Origin of the sequence: Novipirellula rosea, assembly GCF_039541335.1 — a bacterium.
Lineage (GTDB): Bacteria > Planctomycetota > Planctomycetia > Pirellulales > Pirellulaceae > Novipirellula > Novipirellula rosea.
The window spans coordinates 279,495-299,701 of sequence record NZ_BAABGA010000017.1 but is presented as its reverse complement, the minus strand read 5'-3'; the positions used below and the strand labels follow the sequence as shown (position 1 = coordinate 299,701).

General features: G+C 54.7%; 14 protein-coding genes. 8 read left to right on the top strand and 6 right to left on the bottom strand.

The annotated features are described in order from the left end of the window. Positions 1 to 280: 280 nt before the first annotated feature. Together trpS and ABD971_RS06610 are read right to left on the bottom strand one after the other, a co-directional pair. Entirely contained in the window at positions 281 to 1,243 is a 963-nt protein-coding gene (trpS, locus tag ABD971_RS06615; protein ID WP_339946090.1) for a tryptophan--tRNA ligase, read from the bottom strand. 142 nt (positions 1,244 to 1,385) lie between these two features. Further along, positions 1,386 to 3,251, bottom strand: coding sequence for a carbon starvation CstA family protein (locus ABD971_RS06610; protein WP_345320548.1), 1,866 nt, complete (start codon positions 3,249 to 3,251; stop codon positions 1,386 to 1,388). 278 nt (positions 3,252 to 3,529) lie between these two features. On the opposite strand from ABD971_RS06610, the gene ABD971_RS06605 reads away from it, so the two are divergent. The 4 genes from ABD971_RS06605 (at position 3,530) to gluQRS (ending at position 9,068) form a co-directional block, all read left to right on the top strand. Next, positions 3,530 to 4,600: an NAD(P)/FAD-dependent oxidoreductase gene (locus ABD971_RS06605; RefSeq protein WP_339946088.1), complete on the top strand. Its 1,071-nt coding sequence runs from the start codon at positions 3,530 to 3,532 to the stop codon at positions 4,598 to 4,600. 188 nt (positions 4,601 to 4,788) lie between these two features. Beyond that, on the top strand, positions 4,789 to 6,537 hold the full coding sequence (locus ABD971_RS06600) for a divalent metal cation transporter (RefSeq protein ID WP_345320546.1): 1,749 nt from the start codon (positions 4,789 to 4,791) through the stop codon (positions 6,535 to 6,537). A 177-nt stretch (positions 6,538 to 6,714) separates the two neighbouring features. Then, a complete protein-coding gene (asnS, locus tag ABD971_RS06595) occupies positions 6,715 to 8,112 on the top strand; it encodes an asparagine--tRNA ligase (RefSeq protein WP_345320544.1) in 1,398 nt (465 codons plus the stop codon). Beyond that, entirely contained in the window at positions 8,112 to 9,068 is a 957-nt protein-coding gene (gluQRS, locus tag ABD971_RS06590; protein WP_345320542.1) for a tRNA glutamyl-Q(34) synthetase GluQRS, read from the top strand. The genes asnS and gluQRS overlap by 1 nt, the downstream gene beginning before the upstream one ends. Positions 9,069 to 9,147: 79 nt before the next feature. On the opposite strand, the gene ABD971_RS06585 is transcribed toward gluQRS, so the two are convergent. Continuing rightward, positions 9,148 to 10,452 (bottom strand): NAD(P)-binding domain-containing protein, encoded by a 1,305-nt coding sequence (locus ABD971_RS06585; protein ID WP_345320540.1) that lies wholly within the window; start codon positions 10,450 to 10,452, stop codon positions 9,148 to 9,150. A gap of 434 nt (positions 10,453 to 10,886) precedes the next feature. Between ABD971_RS06585 and ABD971_RS06580 the strand changes: the two genes are divergently transcribed. The 3 genes from ABD971_RS06580 (at position 10,887) to ABD971_RS06570 (ending at position 15,810) form a co-directional block, all read left to right on the top strand. Then, positions 10,887 to 13,346: a type IA DNA topoisomerase gene (locus ABD971_RS06580; protein ID WP_345320539.1), complete on the top strand. Its 2,460-nt coding sequence runs from the start codon at positions 10,887 to 10,889 to the stop codon at positions 13,344 to 13,346. Positions 13,347 to 13,584: 238 nt separating this feature from the next. After that, positions 13,585 to 14,619 (top strand): peptidyl-alpha-hydroxyglycine alpha-amidating lyase family protein, encoded by a 1,035-nt coding sequence (locus ABD971_RS06575; RefSeq protein ID WP_345320537.1) that lies wholly within the window; start codon positions 13,585 to 13,587, stop codon positions 14,617 to 14,619. Positions 14,620 to 14,712: 93 nt separating this feature from the next. Continuing rightward, positions 14,713 to 15,810 carry a hypothetical protein gene (locus tag ABD971_RS06570; RefSeq protein WP_345320535.1) on the top strand — a complete coding sequence of 366 codons (1,098 nt, stop codon included), beginning with the start codon at positions 14,713 to 14,715 and terminating at the stop codon, positions 15,808 to 15,810. A gap of 495 nt (positions 15,811 to 16,305) precedes the next feature. Here the strand turns inward: ABD971_RS06570 and ABD971_RS36025 are convergent, their stop codons facing one another. Further along, entirely contained in the window at positions 16,306 to 16,896 is a 591-nt protein-coding gene (locus ABD971_RS36025) for a DUF1294 domain-containing protein (RefSeq protein ID WP_425571266.1), read from the bottom strand. 319 nt (positions 16,897 to 17,215) lie between these two features. Beyond that, on the bottom strand, positions 17,216 to 18,682 hold the full coding sequence (locus tag ABD971_RS06555; protein ID WP_345320533.1) for a sulfatase family protein: 1,467 nt from the start codon (positions 18,680 to 18,682) through the stop codon (positions 17,216 to 17,218). A 91-nt stretch (positions 18,683 to 18,773) separates the two neighbouring features. Between ABD971_RS06555 and ABD971_RS06550 the strand changes: the two genes are divergently transcribed. Next, positions 18,774 to 18,941 carry a hypothetical protein gene (locus tag ABD971_RS06550; RefSeq protein ID WP_345320531.1) on the top strand — a complete coding sequence of 56 codons (168 nt, stop codon included), beginning with the start codon at positions 18,774 to 18,776 and terminating at the stop codon, positions 18,939 to 18,941. A gap of 27 nt (positions 18,942 to 18,968) precedes the next feature. On the opposite strand, the gene ABD971_RS06545 is transcribed toward ABD971_RS06550, so the two are convergent. After that, complete coding sequence (locus ABD971_RS06545) at positions 18,969 to 20,132, bottom strand: metallophosphoesterase family protein (RefSeq protein WP_345320529.1); 1,164 nt, start codon at positions 20,130 to 20,132, stop codon at positions 18,969 to 18,971. Positions 20,133 to 20,207: the final 75 nt, after the last annotated feature.

The following is a 20,207-nucleotide window of genomic DNA, read 5'->3' as shown; positions in this document are numbered from 1 at the left end:
GGTTTTTGAATTAATTGAAATGCAAATCTGCCATCGTGAGCCGTGGGCCGTAAGGCACCGGGTCGTTCTCGAGCTCCGGACGCTCAAGTGGGCGTGCGAATTAAAGAAACACATCCCAAAGCGTGATTACTAGAATTGCGTAGTGGATCTTGCTAAAGATCCTCCCACACCCAAGAAAAAAAGGGGAGCTTTAGCAAGCTCCACTACATTAAAAACCTAAGTTCTAGACTAAACGCAGCATTAGAGCCCCGCCCGCTCACTGGCGAGCAGCTCGTGAAAATCAACGCAGACCACAAGCTTTTTGTGCACGCGACAGGACGCCGGCGGCGACTTCACGAGCACGTGCTGCTCCGTCGCGAAGCGTTTCGTGAACGTAATCCAAATTCGCTTCGAGTTCTTCGCGACGTGCCCGCGCTTCGGCAAAGTAGTTTTCGCTTGCTTCGGCAACCGCCTTTTTGACGTCGCCGTAACCGAACCCGCCTCGTCGATACATCGCCGCCATCGTTTCGACATCTTCGGGCGACGAGAATAGTCGATATAGCTGGAACAGATGGTCTCCCTCGGGCTCTTTGGGTTCTTCCATCGCCCGGCTGTCGGTCGTGATCCGCATGATTTGTTTGCGGATCTGTTTGACGTTACCAAACAGCGGCAGTGTGTTGTTGTAACTCTTACTCATCTTTTCGCCATCGGTTCCAGGAACCTTGGCGCTGTGGTCGAGTGTTTTTGCTTTGGGCAACTTGAAGGTTTCGCCAAAGGTGTGGTTGAAACTGCCCGCCAAATCGCGAGCCACTTCGATATGTTGGATTTGATCTTGGCCGACCGGAACGACTTCGGAGTCGTAGATCAAGATGTCGGCAGCCATCAACACGGGGTAGGTGAAAAGCCCCGCGTCGGCATTAAGTCCCTTTTCTTTTTTATCTTTATAGGCGTGGCACCGCTCGAGCAGCCCCATCGGCGTGCCCGTCATCAATAACCACGTCAACTCACTGACTTCCGGCACTTGCGACTGCACGAACAGCGTCGCCTTTTTCGGATCCAAGCCGAGCGCCATCAGATCTAGTGCCGCGTCGAGTGTGTATTGCTTGAGCGCTTTCGCGTCACGCACGGTCGTCAAGGCGTGCATGTCTGCGATGAAGTAAAAGCCATCGTTGTCGTCTTGCAGGTCAATGTATTGATGAATCGCACCAAAAAAGTTGCCCCAGTGAGGTCGTCCGGTGGGTTGGATACCAGAGAGAACACGCATGCAAAAAACCTTCAAGAAAACTAAACCAGGAAACGAAGCGACTCACTGAATGCAAACCCAGTGAGCCGTCTTTATACGACGGACGCGATGATCCGTCGCGAGGTGATCAAAGATTGCTAAAAAGTAGCCGTCTAAGTCTGCGTCAGCTTGCCGCAGCCGATTCGGATGCCGACGACGTGGTGGACGCAATTGGAGCCTCGAGGACGCCGCGGCAGCGTTGCCACATCAGCAATCCTTCGAGCACCATCCAGGCCTGCAGGCCTAGAATGCCAAACCCGAACAGAGTCAGTGTCCATTTTTCTTGCGGGATCCAGTTGTAAACCAAGTCGTACGTCATTCCCCATGCCGGCATGATCAACATGATGACCATTGGAATTGCGACAAACGCAAACGGTTTGGAGCGTCGGGCGAGGTAGAAGACGGCGACCATCAGAGCCAACCCGGCCAGCAATTGGTTGGTCGCTCCGAATAGCGGCCACAGCACCATCCCGCCTGTTCCTGGTTTGTCACCCACCCCGAGGGCGATGACGGCAGCGACAACCACCGCGATTGCTGTCGCGATGAATTTATTGGTCATCGGTTTGACATGCACACTTTCGCCAAGTTCTTGCAAAACATAACGCTGCAATCGGGTCGCGGTATCGAGCGTGGTCGCAGCAAAGCTGGCGACAAGCACCGCCATGATCGCGACGGCGAGTTTTAGCGGCAGCCCGATTGTGGCTAAAAAGTTTGCGCCCCCATCGATAAACGCAGCCAATTTCTGAGGCAACTTGTGGTCGGCCCAACCGCCCGGGGATCCATCGGCCTTGGTCGCGCGGTAGTACATTTTCCAAGCCGCGTTGCCGGTCACGATCGTGCCGTCGGCAGCCAACACGTTGGCGTATTCGCCGATCCCGTTGACTTCGGTTCGTTCGACTCGTCCCATACCGACCCCGGCACAGCACGCCAAAATGACCAACACCGCCAAAGCACCTTCGAGCAACATCGCTCCATAACCGACGGCTTGAGCATCGGTTTCACAGTCGATCTGTTTGCTGGTTGTTCCGCTGCTGACCAAACAATGAAACCCGCTACAGGCACCACAGGCGATCGTGATGAACAGGAACGGAAGGATCGGCGGGGCGTCGGCGGGGACATTCTCGGCCTTGGCGATCGCCGGAGCCGAGGCCATTAAATCGGCATGACCTGTGACCGAGGCGACTCCTAATCCGATCACCAGTAGGGCTAGTGCGACATACAGTTGGTGGCTGTTGATGTAATCGCGGGGTTGCAGCAGCAGCCAAACCGGCAGCACCGAAGCGGCGAACGCATAGGCCAACAAAATCAGCGTCCAAACGACCACGGGGGTAAAGAAGCCGTCGCTGTTGTCGGGCAACGAAATCGGCATGTAGTACGCACCGAAGTAAACGGCACCGTACAGAACCACCAGTCCGAAGACGCTAGGGCCGAGCAATCCACCCCCTTTTTTATAGACCCAAATTCCGATTCCGATGGCGACCGGCATCGCGATCCAAACGCTCAAAACCGACTCGGGATAGATCGCGAAGATAATGGCAATCACCAAGCCAAAGACGGCAAGGACGACGGACAACGCGAGTGCCAGCACGGCCAAAAACAGCACCTTGGCTCGCGGCGTGATCAACCGTCCTGCGACTTCACCGATCGTTTGTCCCTTGTTGCGAAGCGAAATGACAAGCGCCGCCATATCGTGAACGCCGCCGATCAAGATCGATCCAAGAACGACCCACAGCAAAGCGGGCAACCACCCCCAAAACACGGCCAATGCCGGGCCCACGATTGGTCCCGTCCCCGCAATACTAGTGAAGTGGTGCCCGAAGATTACCGATCGCCGCGTCGGGACAAAATCGACATCGTCGCGAAGTTCGTGACTCGGAACGACCGCTTCGGGGCTTAACTGAAACAAACGCCGCGCTAACCAGCGACCATAGGTGTTGTAGGCGACGATGAAACCGATCATCGACGCCACGGCCACAATCAATGTGCTCATGGAAAATAACGATCTAAACAAAGGTTGGGGGGGAGCGAAAAACGCTTGGAATTTAAGCACTGTCTGCGGAAAGCTTCAGTGAGCCAGTGCTCGGTGAGCTGTGATACGGACAATGCTCGGTGGGATCTGCAAAGTAGACTCGCACGAATGACGGTGTTTCGTGTTCACTGTCATTCGTGTATACCGCCCGTAGTATAGGACGATTTTCGCCCTATAATACCGTGGTCAACTCTCAAAATCTTTCCTTTAATGCAACGAAATCCGGGAGCCGCACAAGCGTGAGCGACAAAATAGAGAAGACAATTATCATTGGAAGTGGGCCCGCGGGATGGTCCGCAGCAATTTATGCCGCTCGCGCGAACCTGAATCCGGTCGTTTATGAGGGCACTGTACGTCCCGAAATGATTCCGTTGGGCCAGTTGGCGTTTACTACCGAAGTGGAAAATTATGCGGGTTTTCCCGCTGGAAATATCCGCGCGTTCGTGGAATCCGCCGTCGACAAGGACCGCCATTGGAACTTGCCGATGCCGCCTGCGGGGCACGAAAAAGACGGCCAGCCCCATTACGCCGTCCAAGGCGTCGAGTTGATGGAGTTGATGAAGCAGCAAGCACTCAACTTTGGCACGCGTGTGGTTAGCGACGATATCGAAAGCGTTGACTTTTCCGGTGACGTTCACGTGCTGAAACCTGCCAGCGGCGAACCGGTCAAGGCGAAAACCGTGATCATCGCGACGGGCGCACGTGCCAATTACCTCGGTTTGGATAGCGAGGAAGCTTACAAGAACAAGGGCGTCAGCGCGTGTGCGGTCTGTGACGGTGCGTTGCCCATCTATCGCGCTAAGCCACTTGCGGTCGTTGGCGGTGGTGACTCGGCGGTCGAAGAAGCGACCTATCTGGCGAATCTGAAGAACGCTGCGACCATCTACTTGATCGTTCGCCGTGACGAGATGCGAGCATCCAAAGTGATGCAGGATCGTGCTCTGAACCATCCGAAAATCGAGATGAAGTGGAACAGTGTTGTCGATGAAGTCTACGGCGACGAGAAAATCGTTACCGGAATCAAGCTGAAAAGCACCGTCGATGGCTCGATCAGCGATTTGCCCGTCGGTGGCATGTTCGTCGCCATTGGACATACGCCGAACACTGCCTTTTTGAACGGTGCGGTCGAGACCAACAGTAGCGGCTATATTCGTTGGACAAAAAGTTTCCGTACGAACACCACCGTGAAGGGTGTTTTTGCTGCAGGCGACGTCGCTGACGATTATTATCGACAAGCGATCACGTCCGCAGGAACTGGATGTATGGCAGCACTGGATGCCGAACGTTACCTCGCTGAACTCGAAGGTTAAGCGAGATCGCATCGCCGCGTTTGGCAGGATCTTCGGGTGCTGCTGCGGCGTGAAAGCGACGTGGTGTCCAAATATCGCGACGCTCACACAACAATTCGACGCAGCGTCTCTCGCGCTGCGTCTGCCTTTCCCTACCGACCTAATCTTTTCCTTCATCCCACACCCACCACTCCCTTAGAAATCTCGCCATGTCAGCAGCCGAAACCGAACAAATAGCTCTCGGAAATGAGAAAGTCCAAGCCGATCGCGAGTTGCTTCGGCAGGCACAAGCCGATGGCAAGGTTCTAGGAGCTTACGTTCGGTTGTCCGGTCCTGGTTGGTTGCAAAGTGCAATCACGTTGGGCGGGGGCTCGTTGGCGGGATCGTTGTTCCTCGGCGTGCTGGGCGGTTACAGCATGTTGTGGTTGCAATTGGTCGCGATCGTGTTGGGTGTCGTGATGTTGTCGGCGATCAGCTATGTCACGCTGAGCACCGGTCGTCGTCCGTTCGAGGCGATCAACAGCGAAATCAACCCGGCGCTCGGTTGGGGATGGATTGTGGCAACGATCATGGCCAACATGATTTTCTGTATGCCCCAATTCAGTCTGTGTTACGACGCACTAGATAAAAATCTAGCGACACTGGGTGGAGGCGATGGATTAGGCGGCGGCGCGACGACCAAATGGGGAATCACGATCGCGTTGTTCCTGGCTGCCGGTTTTGTCGTCTTGCTAAACACTCGCCAAGGCAAAGCGGCGAAGGTGTTTGATTTGTTCCTCAAAGGTCTGATCGGCATGGTCGTGATCTGCTTTGTCGGTGTCGCCGTGTTGCTGTTCGGCAGCGGCGAGCTCGAATTTGGCACGATTCTGGCCGGTTTTATTCCTGATCTGGGGCAATTCATGCATCCGGCGGGCGACTTGCAAGGATTGGTCGAAGGATTGTCGCCTGAGGGTGAAGCCTTTTGGACTCATAAGTTGATGGGCACGCAGCGAAGCGTGATGATCTCGGCGATTGCCACCGCCGTTGGGATCAACATGACGTTCTTGTTGCCTTATTCGATGCTGGCTCGCGGTTGGGATAAACCCTTTCGCGGACTCGCACGTTTTGACTTGTCGACCGGCATGGCAATCCCGTTCGTGCTAGTGACCAGCTGTGTTGTGATCGCAGCTGCGGCATCGTTTCATAACAAGATTGATCCGCAGTTGGCATCGACCAACCTTGCCGAAATGGAACAGTCACCCACCTTTGGTGCGGTCAAGTCGAGCTTGCTTGCTCGCGTCGATCTTGAATTAGGCGACGCTGCAGCGACGACCGACGAGGCAACCAAGCTGGAAATGGTGGCGAAGCTGCCTGAAGACGAAAAACGAATCGCATCGGCACTGATCAAACGCGACGCGTTCCAGTTGTCCCGGACCTTGGCACCACTGTTGGGCGACAGTAAAGCGAAGCTTGTTTTCGGACTCGGTGTGTTTGGCATGGGGTTCTCGACGATCATCATTTTGATGTTGATCAACGGCTATGCGTTTCAAGAGTTGTGCGGTCGTCCCGGCAGCAGCAGTTTGTTTGTTACCGGTGTCTTGGTCGCTGGAATCTCCGGAGCCAGTTGGGTGTGGTTGTGGACCGATGATCAAACTCGATTTTGGCTGGCTATTTTCGCCAGCACGTTTGCGGTGATGTTGTTGCCGATCGCCTACATTACCTTCTTCTTGATGATGAACAGTCGGCGAATTCTAGGTGATGACAAACCGACCGGTGGCCGGATGGTGGCCTGGAATGTCATGATGATTTTGGCGGTCGCCGGTGCCGTGGCAGCGGCCGGAACGGCGATGTACGACAAGGCGATGGACACACAGAACCCGATTTCTTTCTATGTCGTGATTGGGATTCTAATTGTCTACTCGCTGGCAGTGGCGATTGGATTTGCGTTCCGAGAACCGTCCAAGGTCGCTGTGGAATAATAAAGTAACTCGCGAACGTGGCGTTACAGCTAAGCATGAGGGTTGGTCGTAGTGGATGAGGCAACGAGTCCATTGCAAAAAGCGGGGACTCGTCGCCTCGTCCACTACATGAAATGTTTGAATCGGACGCCACTTACCGCTCCCCTTTGTAAAAGCTTCAAATCAAAAGGATTGACGATGCAAGACAACTGGATTCGTGTCGCCGAGGCTCGCAAAGCCGAGGCGGCGGGCCGCGACTGCGAAGTTCGTGGCTGGGTTCGCACGCGTCGCGACAGCAAAGGGGGCTTCAGTTTTATCGAAGTCAACGATGGCAGTTGCCTTGGCAATATCCAAGTCGTGGCTCCAGGAGAACTGGATAACTACGCCGACGAAGTTCAAAAATTGACAGCGGGATGCAGCGTCGTGGTCGCCGGCAAATTGGTCGAATCGCCAGCCAAAGGCCAAGCCACCGAACTGCAAGCGACTTCGCTGCGAGTACTCGGTTGGGCCGACCCTGAGAACTACCCGCTGCAAAAGAAACGACACTCGTTCGAGAAGCTACGCGAGTGGGCACATCTGCGAACACGCACCAACACGCTCAGTGCGGTAATGCGGACGCGGAACCAGATCAGCCAATCGATTCATAACTTCTTTCACGAAAACGGCTTCTTCTACACTCACACGCCGATCATCACGGCGAGTGATTGCGAAGGTGCTGGCGAGATGTTTCGCGTCACGACACTCGATTTGGACATGTTGGCCAAGTCGGGCGGCCCGGTGAAATTTGAGTACGACTTTTTCGAAAAGCCGGCTTATTTGACCGTTAGCGGCCAACTGAATGGTGAAACCTACGCCACCGCACTCGGACGCATCTACACGTTTGGGCCGACGTTCCGCGCCGAAAACAGTAACACCAGCCGGCATCTTGCCGAGTTTTGGATGGTCGAACCCGAAGCCGCCTTCTTTGACCTCGCCGATGACATGCGGTTGGCCGAAGATTTTTTGAAGCGAATCTTTACCGATTGCTTGAATCATTGCGACGAAGATATGCAGTTCTTCAACGAGCGAATTCAACCGGGCGTGATCGATCAAATTCGTTCGGTCGTCGAACGGCCTTTCGCCCACATGACCTATACCGAAGCGATCAAGATCCTCGAAACGTGCGACGCAAAATTTGATTATCCGATTTCGTGGGGCACTGATCTGCAAGCCGAACATGAACGCTATCTGACCGAGGTGCATGTCAAAGGTCCGGTGATCCTGACCGATTACCCATCATCTATCAAACCGTTTTACATGCGGGTCAGTGATGATGGAAAAACGGTCGCCGCGATGGATGTGCTTGTTCCAGGCGTGGGCGAAATCATCGGCGGCAGCCAACGCGAAGAACGGCTTGACGTGTTGACGTCGCGAATGGCCGAGGCGGGACTGAACGAAGAAGATTACTGGTGGTACATCGATTTGCGTCGCTTTGGTACCGTGCCGCACGCAGGTTTTGGACTCGGGCTTGAACGAGCGGTCCAGTACGTCACCGGAATGGCGAATATTCGTGACGTGATTCCGTTCCCCCGCACCCCCGGCAACGCCGACTTTTAATGAGCACCGGCCGATTGGCACCGTCCCCGACCGGAGCTCAGCACTTAGGAAATGCTCGTACCTATTTGCTCGCTTACTGGTCCGCTCGCAGTAGCGGCAAAAAGTTAATCTTGCGAATCGAGGACATCGATTCACCGCGTGTTAAGTCTTGGGCGATTCAGCAAGCGATCGACGACCTGCGGTGGCTTGGGATCGATTGGGACGAAGGGCCCGATGTCGGCGGTCCACATTCGCCGTACATCCAAACCGAGCGGCAATCGCTGTACGCCAAGGCACTCGAGCGACTGATCGCGGCGAATCGTGTCTTTCCATGCAATTGTTCGCGGCAAGACATTGCCGATGCAGGATCGGCACCTCATTTCGAGCACGAAGGAAACATTTATCCTGGCACCTGTGCGAGTTGGCAGAGCGGTGATCCGCTGCCCGAGGCGGGCACGTTTTCCTGGCGATTCCGCGTCAAAGATCATGAGGTTGAAATCGACGATCTGGTACTCGGAAAACAGAGCTGCAATCCTGCGGCGCATCTCGGTGCGTTCCCGATCACGCAAAAAAATGGCAGCTACTCTTATCATCTTGCTTGTGTCGTCGATGATGCGGCGATGGGGGTGAGCGAAGTGGTGCGCGGCGACGACTTGCTGCCCAGTGCATTCCGGCACATCGAACTGGCCGACGCACTCGAACTGCCCCGGTCACACTACGCCCACGTTCCATTGATCAAAGGCCCCGACGGTCGCCGCTTGGCCAAACGCCACGGTGATACGCGGCTGAGCTTGTATCGTGAACAAGGCGTCGCCCCGGAAACCATCGTCGGCTGGGCCGCATTTACCGCCGGCTTAACCGACACGGCGACTCCGCGGAGTGCCGACGAGGTGGTCCCGCTGTTTGATTGGTCAAAAATCAATCGAAATTCGATTGTCGTCCACGAGGAAGAAACCACTGCCTGGATCCGCGACTAAACCGGAACACCGAACTGGTTGGCAAACATCCGGCGACGTTGCCGATGAAAATCTTTCCGGCGAGCGTTTTCTGAGCGAGCTAGCGTTCGCGATACGCCGAGTCACAGGCGGTTTCTTCCGCGTCACAAGCGGATTCGGTTGAGCAGGCGTCGTTTTGAGGCAGCGTCAATTCGACTCGCTGTGCGGACGAATGGTCGCCTGCCATCTCGGCGACCACTGAGCGAACCTGCTCGAAACCGGTTCGCAGTAGGAAGGTGGGGGCACGGCCGTAGCTTTTCATTCCGACGACATAGAAATTAGGTTCGGGGTGTTTCAATTCCTCCGCTCCGTGTGGCGGAACCGACCCGCAACTATGGTGGTTCGGGTTGATCAAATTCCCCAGCCGTTTTGCCGCTTCGGTCGCAAGATCAAATTCAAGTCGCAGCTCTCGCAGCATTTCTAAATTAGGACGTGAGCCGGCGGAAACGATGATTTCATCGACCACCACGCGTGCGACACCCTCGACGTCGATCACCTCGATTCCATCGTCGCCGTGCTGCTTCAGTGCGCTGATCGACAACCCCGGCATCAGCGTCACGGCACCCGATTTCACCGCGGATTGGACACGGGTTCCCAGTGCACCACGTTCCGCGATTTCGTCCGCACAACCTTTTCCCCACAGTGTTGAGGTGTCTGTTCGCCGGATGCCCCATGTGACGGAGGTCGCTTGATCCTCGTTCCTGAGCTCCGCCAAACTCAATGCACTTCCAAATGCAGAATGTCCCGAGCCAACCACCAGCACTCGCTTTCCGCTGTACCGCTGCCGCTGTTGTCCCAAGACATCGGGAATGCCGTAACGAATATGCGAACGGAGTTGTTGTTCTCCATCTGCCATGACACCTCCGGCACCAAGCGGATTGGGGTTTGTCCAGGTTCCCGAAGCATCGATGACCGCGCGAGCTTTGAAACGTCGTGGACCATCGGCTGTCTCGGTGACAATCAGAAACGGCGCGTCGTTGCGATTGCCGTCTTTCATGCGATCATGGCCGTCACGCGAAACGGAAACCACTTTGTGATGAAGTTTGATTTGGCTCGCGATCGCAGAGTGAGCCGCCAACGGATCGAGAAATTCTTCAACGAGTTCTTTTGCATCGGGAACCGCGTCTCCGCAAGGTTCGGTCCAGCCTCCGTTGGCCTCAAGTAGCCGCTTGCCGGCCGGGTCGAGCAACATCGACCAAGGTGTAAACAATCGGACATGCCGCCATTGCCAGATGTTGGCGGCGACTCGGGAACCCGCCTCGAAAATAATGGGAGTTAATCCTTGTTCGACCAAGTTCGCTGCAGCAGCAAGTCCGATCGGGCCTGCACCGATAACGGCGATGGGCAACTTGCTTGGTTCGGTCATTTGTCTTCCTTGGACGGCACTTCGTCGTTTGCAAAAAAAGAATTCGCAGGTGATAGCGAGCAGCTGATCACGCCACCTGCGTTCGTGAACGGGCAGTGGCCCAGTGCAACCGGGCACTGCACTTTGCCAAAGCGGGCTAGTCTAACGCGAGACGCCCAACCTTGAAAACGCGGCGGACCTTTGGGGGGACCGCGTGCACTGAAGTAGCTGTGAGCGAGTCGCCAACCATCGCTGAACAATCTTGTGGGTATCGACTACACCGGATTACTGGCCGATCGTTTGCTGACTCAGCCGACCGCGGCAACGCGTGACAGCGGGGCGTGTGCGAACAGGATTAAGATAAAGAGTATTATTAAGACTAGGAGCGAAGTAGGGTCGGGAACTAACCCTCCTTCGACTCGGTGAGATCATGGATCTGATACGAAGGTGTTTTGATGAAGGTAGTCCTTGCCGAAAAGCCTTCGGTGGCTCGCGATTTGGCGTCGTTCCTCAGCGCTACGACTCGCCGTGACGGATTCTTCGAGGGCGGTGGCTATCAGGTGACCTGGGCCTTTGGGCACCTAGTGGAGCTGAAGGAACCTGGTGACTATGACCCGGCGCTGAAACGCTGGACGCTCGAATCGTTGCCGTTCGTTCCCAAACAATTTCAGTTGCGACTGCGTGGGGATGACGGGGCAAAAAAACAGTTCGCAGTGATCAAGCGGTTGTTTCGCGAGGCCACCTCGTTGATCTGTGCGACGGATGCCGGGCGTGAAGGAGAACTGATCTTTCGCTACATCCAGTCGCTTACGGGGTGTACGAATAAGCCCGCTCAGCGATTGTGGCTCAGCTCGCTAACCCCGACGGCCATCGGCGCCGCATTTCGTACGATCCGTCCCCTGTCGGATTACGACAATCTTTACGCAGCGGCTAAGTGCCGAAGTCAAGCGGATTGGGTTGTGGGGATCAATGCGACCCGAAACTACACGGTGCGTTATCGATCGACGTCTGAGCGTGGTGCGTCGGGACTGCTGTGGAGTCTCGGCCGCGTGCAAACCCCCGTGCTCGCGATGATCACTCGCCGTGATGATGAAATCCGAACGTTTCAATCCGAGCCGTTTTGGGAACTGATGACCCGATATCGCGATGTCCAGTTTCGATATACCGGCAAGCGGTTTGACAAGCAAGAGAATGCACAAAGCGTATTGGAGGCAGCCAGCAAACACGTCCTGACGATTCGAAAGATCCAAAGCCGTGCCGAGAAATCACAGCCACCACAGCTCTACGATTTGACGGAATTACAGCGGGACATGAACCGTCGTTTCGGTATCTCTGCCGCTGAAACCTTGGCCACGGCCCAGTCGCTCTATGAATCGAAATTGATCACCTACCCACGAACCGACTCGCAGTACTTGAGCAAAGACATGCGTAAGGATATCCCCGGCGTCATGCGCCAACTGCGTTCAATCAGGGCGAACGAAATCGACCAACTCAACTTGACCGCTTTGCCGTTCACCAGTCGTATTATCAACGACGCAAAGGTGACGGATCATCATGCGATCATCCCCACCGGCGCGTCCGCAGGAGTACTCCGCGGGCGAGAACAAACAGTCTACGATGCGATCGTTGTTCGGTTCATCGCTGCATTCTATCCGCCGTGTGAAAAAGAGATTACGACGGTGGATGCATCGGCGGGTGAAGTCGCGTTCCGCGCTCGCGGCGTACGAGTCGTCGCGCCAGGATGGACGCAGCTGTATCCGCGAAAAGCAAAAAGCGGTGAAGCGAACGATGAGCAGCAGTCGTTACCCGATTTCAAAAATGGCGAATCTGGGAAACACGAACCGTTCATCAAATCAGGCCAGACGTCGCCACCGAAGCATTTCACCGAGAACACCTTGCTCGGTGCGATGGACACGGCGGGAAAGCTCGTCGATGAAGCAGAGTTGAAGGAGGCATTAAAAGAGAAGGGACTGGGGACGCCTGCGACCCGTGCGGCAACGATCGAAACGCTGTTAAACCGAAAATACATCATCCGCGATAAAAAGAATGTCTTGGCCACTGATCTGGGACGATATCTCGTCGCGATCGTTAGGGACCGCAACTTGACGTCGCCCGAACTGACAGGCGAGTGGGAAGCGAAGCTGAAAAAGATCGAGGCGGGCCAGTTGTCACCCGATGTTTTCATGCACGAGATTGCGGATTACACGCGAGCCATTATTCAAAGTAGTGCCGCGGTGAGCGTGGATCAACAAATTTACGGTTCCTGTCCACGGTGCGGTGAAAACGTCATTGCGGGGAAACGGGCGTTTGGATGTTCGGGGTGGCGAAAGGGATGCAAATTTGTATTGCAGCCTTCCTACCGTGACGCGGATCTGTCGATGGATCAGGTTCGTGAACTATTGCAGTTGCGAGTGACAAACCAACCGTTGACGATTCGTGGTAGCCACCCCTTCCTGTTGGCAATGTCAGAAACAGGAATGTTAGTTGAAATCCCCGTTCCACAGGGTAGCGAACAAGATGGTGGAGGAACTGTGGCAGGCCGGAAACGAACAAAACGCACAAGCGGAGCAAAGAAGCCGGCTGCAACCAAGTCGCCTGCAACCAAGTCGAACAGAAAGAAGCAAAGCAAGACAAAAAAGGAGACGAATTCCACTGCGACTGAGATTGGAGTTTGTCCATTGTGCGGAAGTCCCGTGGTGGAACAGACAAAGTCGTATGCGTGTAGCCGATGGCGTGAGGGGTGCGGGTTGACCATTTGGAAAACAATTTCCGGCAAGAAAATTTCGGCGAGCAATGCCAGGAAGTTACTTCGTAGCGGCGAGACGGCGGTGTTGAAAGGTTTCAAATCGAAAGCAGGCAAATCGTTCGACGCGAAGTTGAAACTGATCGACGGCAAGGTGCGTTTCGACTTTTAATCGATTGCAAATCGGTCTTCGATTCAACGAATCGATTTGCCGAATACTAATGAAACGGGGGTGATTTCGGGGTGAGCAGGATGTTTTCTTACCCCCGCCAGATTTTCTTTCCACGCTATAGAAAAAATTGCTCGGTGATCGACGCACCCGGTCACGACGCGAGCAAGTACATTAATGTACTGATTAATCCTACCTAACCCAATGCCTACCTAACCCAATGTTTGTGAGCCCCCACCACATGAACCGACCTCTGAAGATGCTTGCCTGTGTCACCATGATTATTCACTCTATCGCTGCTTCGTGTTCCGGGAACTCGGCCGAGCCTGACAAAGGTAAATCGCCTGATTATCCCCGCGTCAATCTTGCTCCGTGGTACCGCGTTGATCCTGCATGGCCACAGAAACCGAGTGAATTCGAGTGGCAGGCGGTGCCTGCGGTGGCAGTCGATGCTGAAGACCAAGTGTACGTGTTTACGCGTTCGACACCGCCCATCCAGGTCTACACGAAGGAGGGCAAGTTTGTACGCAGCTGGGGCGACGACTCGATCGCAACCGCGCACCATCTGAAGATTGACGGCGATGGAAACATCTGGGTTGCCGACATCGGCTTGCACATCATTCGCAAGTTCTCACCCACGGGCGAGGTCTTGCAAACGATTGGAACACCCGGTGTTTCGGGCGAAGACCAGACACATCTCGATAAACCCACCGACATGGCGATCGCAGCCAATGGCGACGTGTTTGTCTCTGATGGCTACGGCAACAATCGCATCGTGCATTTCGACGCGACTGGGAAATTTGTCAAAGCCTGGGGCAGCCTGGGGACAGGACCCGAACAATTTTCATTGCCACACGCGATCGCAATCGATTCAACCGGCCGACTGTACATTGCTGACCGAAACAATGCCCGGGTGATGATCTATGATCAACAAGGCGTGTTGCTGGATAGTTGGGATAACGTGATCGTGCCTTGGGGATTCCACGTCACTGCGGACGATGCTATTTGGGTGTGTGGCGCCTCGCCGATGCCTTGGATAAACGACCCCGATTATCCCGGTGCCCCGGTAAGTTGCCCTCCCAAAGACCAAGTGCTAATGAAATTCAACCCACACGGAAAACTGCTTCAATTGTGGACCATTCCGAAGGGCCAGGATGGGAAAGAGCAAGCGGGCGATGTGAATTGGTTGCATGGGATGGCAATCGATTCAGAGGGAGACATTTACGTCGGTGATATCATCGGCAAACGGGCCCAGAAATTCGTCTTGCAGAAATAGTTTCCCTGCTCCTCAGCAGCGAAGTCTCGCTAGCTTCGAGTCGCCCCCAACAGTCTCTCGCTTAACACCGCATCCTGATAATGGAAGAGAAACTTGAATATGCAATGTTTTCATCGTCAGCGACTTTCCTGTGGTCTGTTGCTCTTGTTTGTCTGTGTCTGCTGTTGCCACAGCGTTTGCGCCGAAGCACCGCCTGAAGTCCGAGTCACGAATATTCGTCGCGTCTTTGACAACGGCGAGCACAACGCATTCACGGATCTTGTGCGATTTCGGAATAAGTTTTATTTGGCATTTCGCAGTTGTCCGGACGGGCACATGGTGCATCCAACCGCGTCGATCATCATCATGACGAGCGACGATGGCAAGGATTGGGAGCAAGTCCATCGATTCCAAGTCAAACACCGTGACACGCGAGATCCGCATTTCCTGGTCTTTCAAGACAAGTTGTTTGTTTACAGCGGTACGTGGTACAGCGGCGAGACGACGATTCCAGTCAAAGACTATGATTTGAATTTGCACCTCGGCTATGCCGCGTGTAGCGAGGATGGTGTGACGTGGCAGAGCCCGATCTTGTTGGAAGGGACGTTCGGACACTACATCTGGCGTGCCGCTGCGTTTGGCGACAAAGCGTACCTGTGCGGGCGACGTAAAGCCGCCTTTGCTGTGGGACCAAGAGGTGAAGGCCGATCGGTCGAGTCGTTGATGTTGGAAAGCGATGACGGATTGATCTGGCGAAAGTGTGCCGTTTTTCAGGAGCTGCAGGGTGACGAAACCGCGTTCCAGTTCGAGCCCAACGGAAGTGTGGTCGCGATCGGCCGGCGTGGGAGTGAGAATGCGCAACTGCTGCGTTCCCAACCGCCCTATCAACATTGGGATCGCCGGGACTTGGATCGCTACATCGGTGGTCCACTGATCACGCGCTGGGGAGACCACTATGTTGTTGGCGGACGCAAGTCAATCGGCGACCGCGGGCCTAAAACGTCGATGTATTGGCTGGTCGACGAAACCTTGCACGAGTTTGCCGAACTGCCCAGTGGCGGCGACACGTCGTATCCAGGTTTTGTCGAATTGAGCCCCACCAGAGCGATCATGTCTTGGTATTCGTCACACGAAAAGGATCAAGACGGCAAGCCGATCACCGCGATCTATATGGCGGACCTCGAGGTTGTCTCTGCCTCTGGACGCGAATAGTCAAGTCAAGTATGCCCGGTTCCAACCGGGACTGCGTTTTGCAGCTGAAACATTGGTATTGACGCCGGATATTGGGGGGCAGTTTTTCTTCCACGCTGTTCTGCTGTCACCTCTCCACCGACGAAGGTGACTGCTGATTTAATTAGCAAGCGAATAGGCCGGAGGCCGATACATGACCTGCCGTTGGCGTGAGCCAACGGTTTAGGGGCGACCTGTCGCCGTAAGGCCGGAGGCCGACACACTGACGGCAGAGGGTGTGTCGGCCTCCGGCCTGTAATCAATGCCACTAAATCAGCAGTCTCCAAAGTTGTGCAGAGGTGGCAAAAAACAAAGCAACCGAACATCACAACGGCCTTACAGTCTTAACTGTCCACGCGGGTGCGGACGGAGTTACGATTAAGTGCATGATTAAGAAATGACCGTGCGTTTTGCCGTCTCCGCTGCAAAATGGCAACGGCAGCATGTAGCCAGAGGGAAAGCCTTAGAAAACTCTCGCTACCCCAGCGAACGAAGGAACGCTCGCAATGATGGAGACGCTAGAAATACAAGCACGCCGCAATTAACGACCACTGAAACCAAAAATGCCACTTGAAAAGACGGCTTGATGGTCTTGTGCCGAAACATCTGCTGAGCGACGAGCGCTCCAGGCCAACCGCCAATGATTCCGAGTGACAGTAGCGTATTTTCTGGCGTGCGGCGGCGATGGTTGATCGCTGCGACTTTGTCCAGCCAATAGGCGATGAACGCGATGACGCTCATCGTCGCATACAAACCTAAAATGGAGAAAGGCAATTTGCCAGTCGTTGTTAATGCTGCCAAGCTAAACAGAAACGAAATCGCGATGACAATCCGGATCGGAATGAACGCGGGCTCAACAAGCGGTTCTCCGTCGAACACCACTTTGATGGCCTGCCCACGACCATCCGGGCCAACCGATTGCTCGAACGTAACGACGTCTAGTTCGACTGGGCGGCGAGACCGATTGGCGAACGACTTGATGTGCACAAACAAATCGTCTCCACCGTCCTCAGGCACAATGAAGCCGAATCCTCGATCATCCTTCCACGTCACTAACGTTCCAGTCATTCGCATTCGTCACCCTCGATCGACTTCGTCGGTGAACGGGATCACCAAAAAGACTCTATGGACCGCACATTTCTATCCGCCTCTGTGTCGGCTAGTCACACCGCGTCGGATAGAGGCCAGTCGCTTCACTGGAGTCACTGATAATGATTCCTGTCTACCTGGTTATCGGATGCCACCGTCCGCTTTCTGCAACGAAAAGAAGGACGATTGCCGCTAAGGATCGTCGGGGAATTTCGTGGCGAGATGACTCATAGCAGAAGTCACGCGTGACTTGGGTCAATCGCCGAACAGGTCGAAACTCTTGACGTGTTCCGTTTTGTCAGTCACGTTCCGAGTGATCATCGACCACCGGATCACCGACCTCGGTCTGCCACTGGCGGAGCTTTGCTTGCAGTTGCATCTTGGTCTGGGCGTGCTGTGGGGCTGCGGCGAGATCGTTCCGTTCATCGGGATCGTTGTGCAAATCGAACAGTTGCCACTTGTCGATCTGAGGATAGTGAATCAACTTCCAACGATCGCCGCGAATCATGCGTTGGAAATTGCGGAAGTATCCAAACACGTACTCATGAACATGCTCCTGCTCGCCACGCAGAACCGGCACGACACTGCGGCCGTCAATCGGCGTGAGTGTTCCATCAACGTCGGGGACGTTCGGCACTGGGATTCCCACCAAGTCGCAAACCGTGGGATACAAATCACGCAAGACCATCTGTGCGTCGAAGCGTTGGTTCTTGGGAACACCAGGACCGCTGATCAGCATCGGCACGTTCATCGTGTGCTCATATATGTTCTGCTTGCCACGCAAACCGTGACTGCCCATTGCCAATCCGTGATCGCTTGTGAAGATCACGATCGTATTGTCTCGCTGGCCGCTGTCCTCAAGTGATTGCAAAATTCGGCCGACTTGTTGATCGAGGTGCGAAATCACGGCATAGTAAACGGCCAGGTCCTCGCGGACATCTTTCGCGGTGCGAGGCAACGGCAGCAGCGATTCGTCGCGAGAGTTTTGGTTGCCGTGATCGAAGGGGTGGGACGCTCGAAAGTTCTTGGGCAGTGGCATCGTCGCGGGGTCGTAGGCATTCTCGAATCCCGGCGGCACCAACAGCGGGTCATGCGGTGCGGTGAAATTCACGTGCATGAAGAATGGCTTGCCGTGCGGTTGCTCGATCAACTTGATGCTCGCGTCGGCAAACTTTTCGCTGATGTCGCTCGTCAAACCGACGCCAAGTTCCGGATACTTTTCTTTGCCATCGCTCGATTGAAAGATCCAGCCGGTGTAGCCCGTGACAGGGACTCCGTGCGCATCAACTTGATTGGGTTTCATCCATTTTCCGCCGCCGCTGCCGAATAGTCCGGCCGTATTCTGGTAGCCATAGTCGCTCGGTCGTCCTTTGTTGTGCCACTTGCCAACGTACGATGTTTCATAGCCGCCACGCTGCATCGTTTCGGCAAAGGGTACGAAGCCAGTCGGCGGGGTGCTGCCAAAATCCAGAACGCCGGTGCGGAAACCACTGCATCCGCTCAGAATTTCACCTCGGCTGGGAGTGCAGATCGGGTTCGCACAAATCGCCCGAGTGAACACACTGCCGTTTCGAACCAAAGCATCCAAATTCGGTGTCCGAATCACATCGTTGCCAAGTGCCGCGATCGTGTCAGGTCGCTGATCGTCCGAAACGATCAACAAAACATTCGGCGGCGCAGCCTCGGACGTTTTGCCCGACACAAACGAAAGCATAGCCACCAGCAGGACGGCCGCAAGCGTTTGAAGCATTTGTAGTTTTTGCATCGTGTAATTCGTTTAGGATCAATCGGGAAAACAGAGGTGTGGATCACTCGGCCGATCCAACGCAACGATCGCGGAACGACCAGCGACGATCGTGTATAACGGTAAACCGCTGGCTCAGGCGTCGAAGTGGGGAACCGTCGCGGTCGCGGAAGTGGATTTGAACAAGCCGATGTACTGGCACAGCCTTGGCGATTTCAAAGCCGAGATTCAACGGTATCGACCGGGGACTCCGATAGAGCCTGAGACTCCACCAAAATAGGAGGCGTACGACCGGGTAACGTTAGCATTACGGTTGCTGATTCAGAGCTGAGAAATCGTACGGGATCGTGAACTGATGTTGATTGCGATCCGGCACATAAGGCATTGATTCCACGAGTTGATCCAACGTGGAATCATGCGTGATGACTTGAACCTGATTCTTTGAGGGGACAAACCGAAGGAGCCTCAGGCCACCTCGCGACATGTAGTCCGACAGCAATGCGTGAACTTCGTTTCCATGATCGCCGATTGTCGATTTCCGCAGCGCTGTCACTCGGCTCTGATCTCCTGAGAAAACGAAGCGAAGATTCGCGTGCTTGCGATAGAGTTTGTCCCACATTTGCTCGGCCGTGTTGCCTCGCTTGGGATGAATCTTCAGCCACCGCATTCGCCCCTTGGGGTCGTGGATGTAACCATCGGTGGTTTTCGGTTTATCAATGATGCCGAGATCCATGTGTGTCGTGATCAACGCGTGCCGGTTTGAATGGTTTTCCAAGACAGTGCTCGCCCACGCCAGGACATCGTCGGGAGCGTTGCATTCTAGATGCAGGAAGACAAAGTCGCTGCCACCTGCCGAAAAGAGTTGAGCACTGTTGACGTTATTGGCCGACACATGTTGGTCGTCACGATTGTGTGAATAGCACTCGAGATACCAGTCATCGCCGTTAAACGACGACGCAGGAAACGCTTGCTGAAACAGGCTCGCATCGCCATCGCGTTTCATGTCGTGGTTGCCTACCGTCAGCCCGAACGGAACAACGCCACGCAGTTTGTCGAGATGCAACTTCGCGACTGCCCATTCTTCGGGGCGATTAATTTCAACGATGTCGCCCACGTGGCTGACGAAAACGATATTCTGCGACTTCTTGTTGGCTACGATCCATTCAACGTGATTCTGCAAGTAGACATTGCTGATTTGCTCTGCTGGCTGAGCCTTTGAAATCTTGGAATGGGCGACGATATGAGGATGCTCGCTCATACCGGGGAACATCGAACTGCCGCGTTCGCCGATTTTTGTCCCCGGGCCCAGATAGTGTTGTGTATCGGGAATGATGACTACCGTGAAAGCACCGCTGGGTAACGGCGGTATCACAGACGCGTCCTTTGCCACCCCGATTGATGCGAAGAGAGTAAGCAAAACGGCTATCGCGATTTCACGACCAGCCGATACGTAATTGCATCTTTGATTCATTGTTCACACTTCCTGGACGTGTCTTTCGTCACGGTATCGTTGTAACCGCAGCGATGCGATTGCAATCAAACTCGA

Bases quoted from the DNA above. Each gene is read 5' to 3' on its own strand.
- gluQRS (WP_345320542.1), top strand. From the start codon at position 8,112: ATGAGCACCGGCCGATTGGCACCGTCCCCGACCGGAGCTCAGCACTTA.
- ABD971_RS06610 (WP_345320548.1), bottom strand. From the start codon at position 3,251: ATGAGCACATTGATTGTGGCCGTGGCGTCGATGATCGGTTTCATCGTC.
- trpS (WP_339946090.1), bottom strand. From the start codon at position 1,243: ATGCGTGTTCTCTCTGGTATCCAACCCACCGGACGACCTCACTGGGGC.
- asnS (WP_345320544.1), top strand. From the start codon at position 6,715: ATGCAAGACAACTGGATTCGTGTCGCCGAGGCTCGCAAAGCCGAGGCG.
- ABD971_RS06600 (WP_345320546.1), top strand. From the start codon at position 4,789: ATGTCAGCAGCCGAAACCGAACAAATAGCTCTCGGAAATGAGAAAGTC.
- ABD971_RS06575 (WP_345320537.1), top strand. From the start codon at position 13,585: ATGAACCGACCTCTGAAGATGCTTGCCTGTGTCACCATGATTATTCAC.
- ABD971_RS06585 (WP_345320540.1), bottom strand. From the start codon at position 10,452: ATGACCGAACCAAGCAAGTTGCCCATCGCCGTTATCGGTGCAGGCCCG.
- ABD971_RS06580 (WP_345320539.1), top strand. From the start codon at position 10,887: ATGAAGGTAGTCCTTGCCGAAAAGCCTTCGGTGGCTCGCGATTTGGCG.
- ABD971_RS36025 (WP_425571266.1), bottom strand. From the start codon at position 16,896: ATGACTGGAACGTTAGTGACGTGGAAGGATGATCGAGGATTCGGCTTC.
- ABD971_RS06555 (WP_345320533.1), bottom strand. From the start codon at position 18,682: ATGCAAAAACTACAAATGCTTCAAACGCTTGCGGCCGTCCTGCTGGTG.
- ABD971_RS06545 (WP_345320529.1), bottom strand. From the start codon at position 20,132: ATGAATCAAAGATGCAATTACGTATCGGCTGGTCGTGAAATCGCGATA.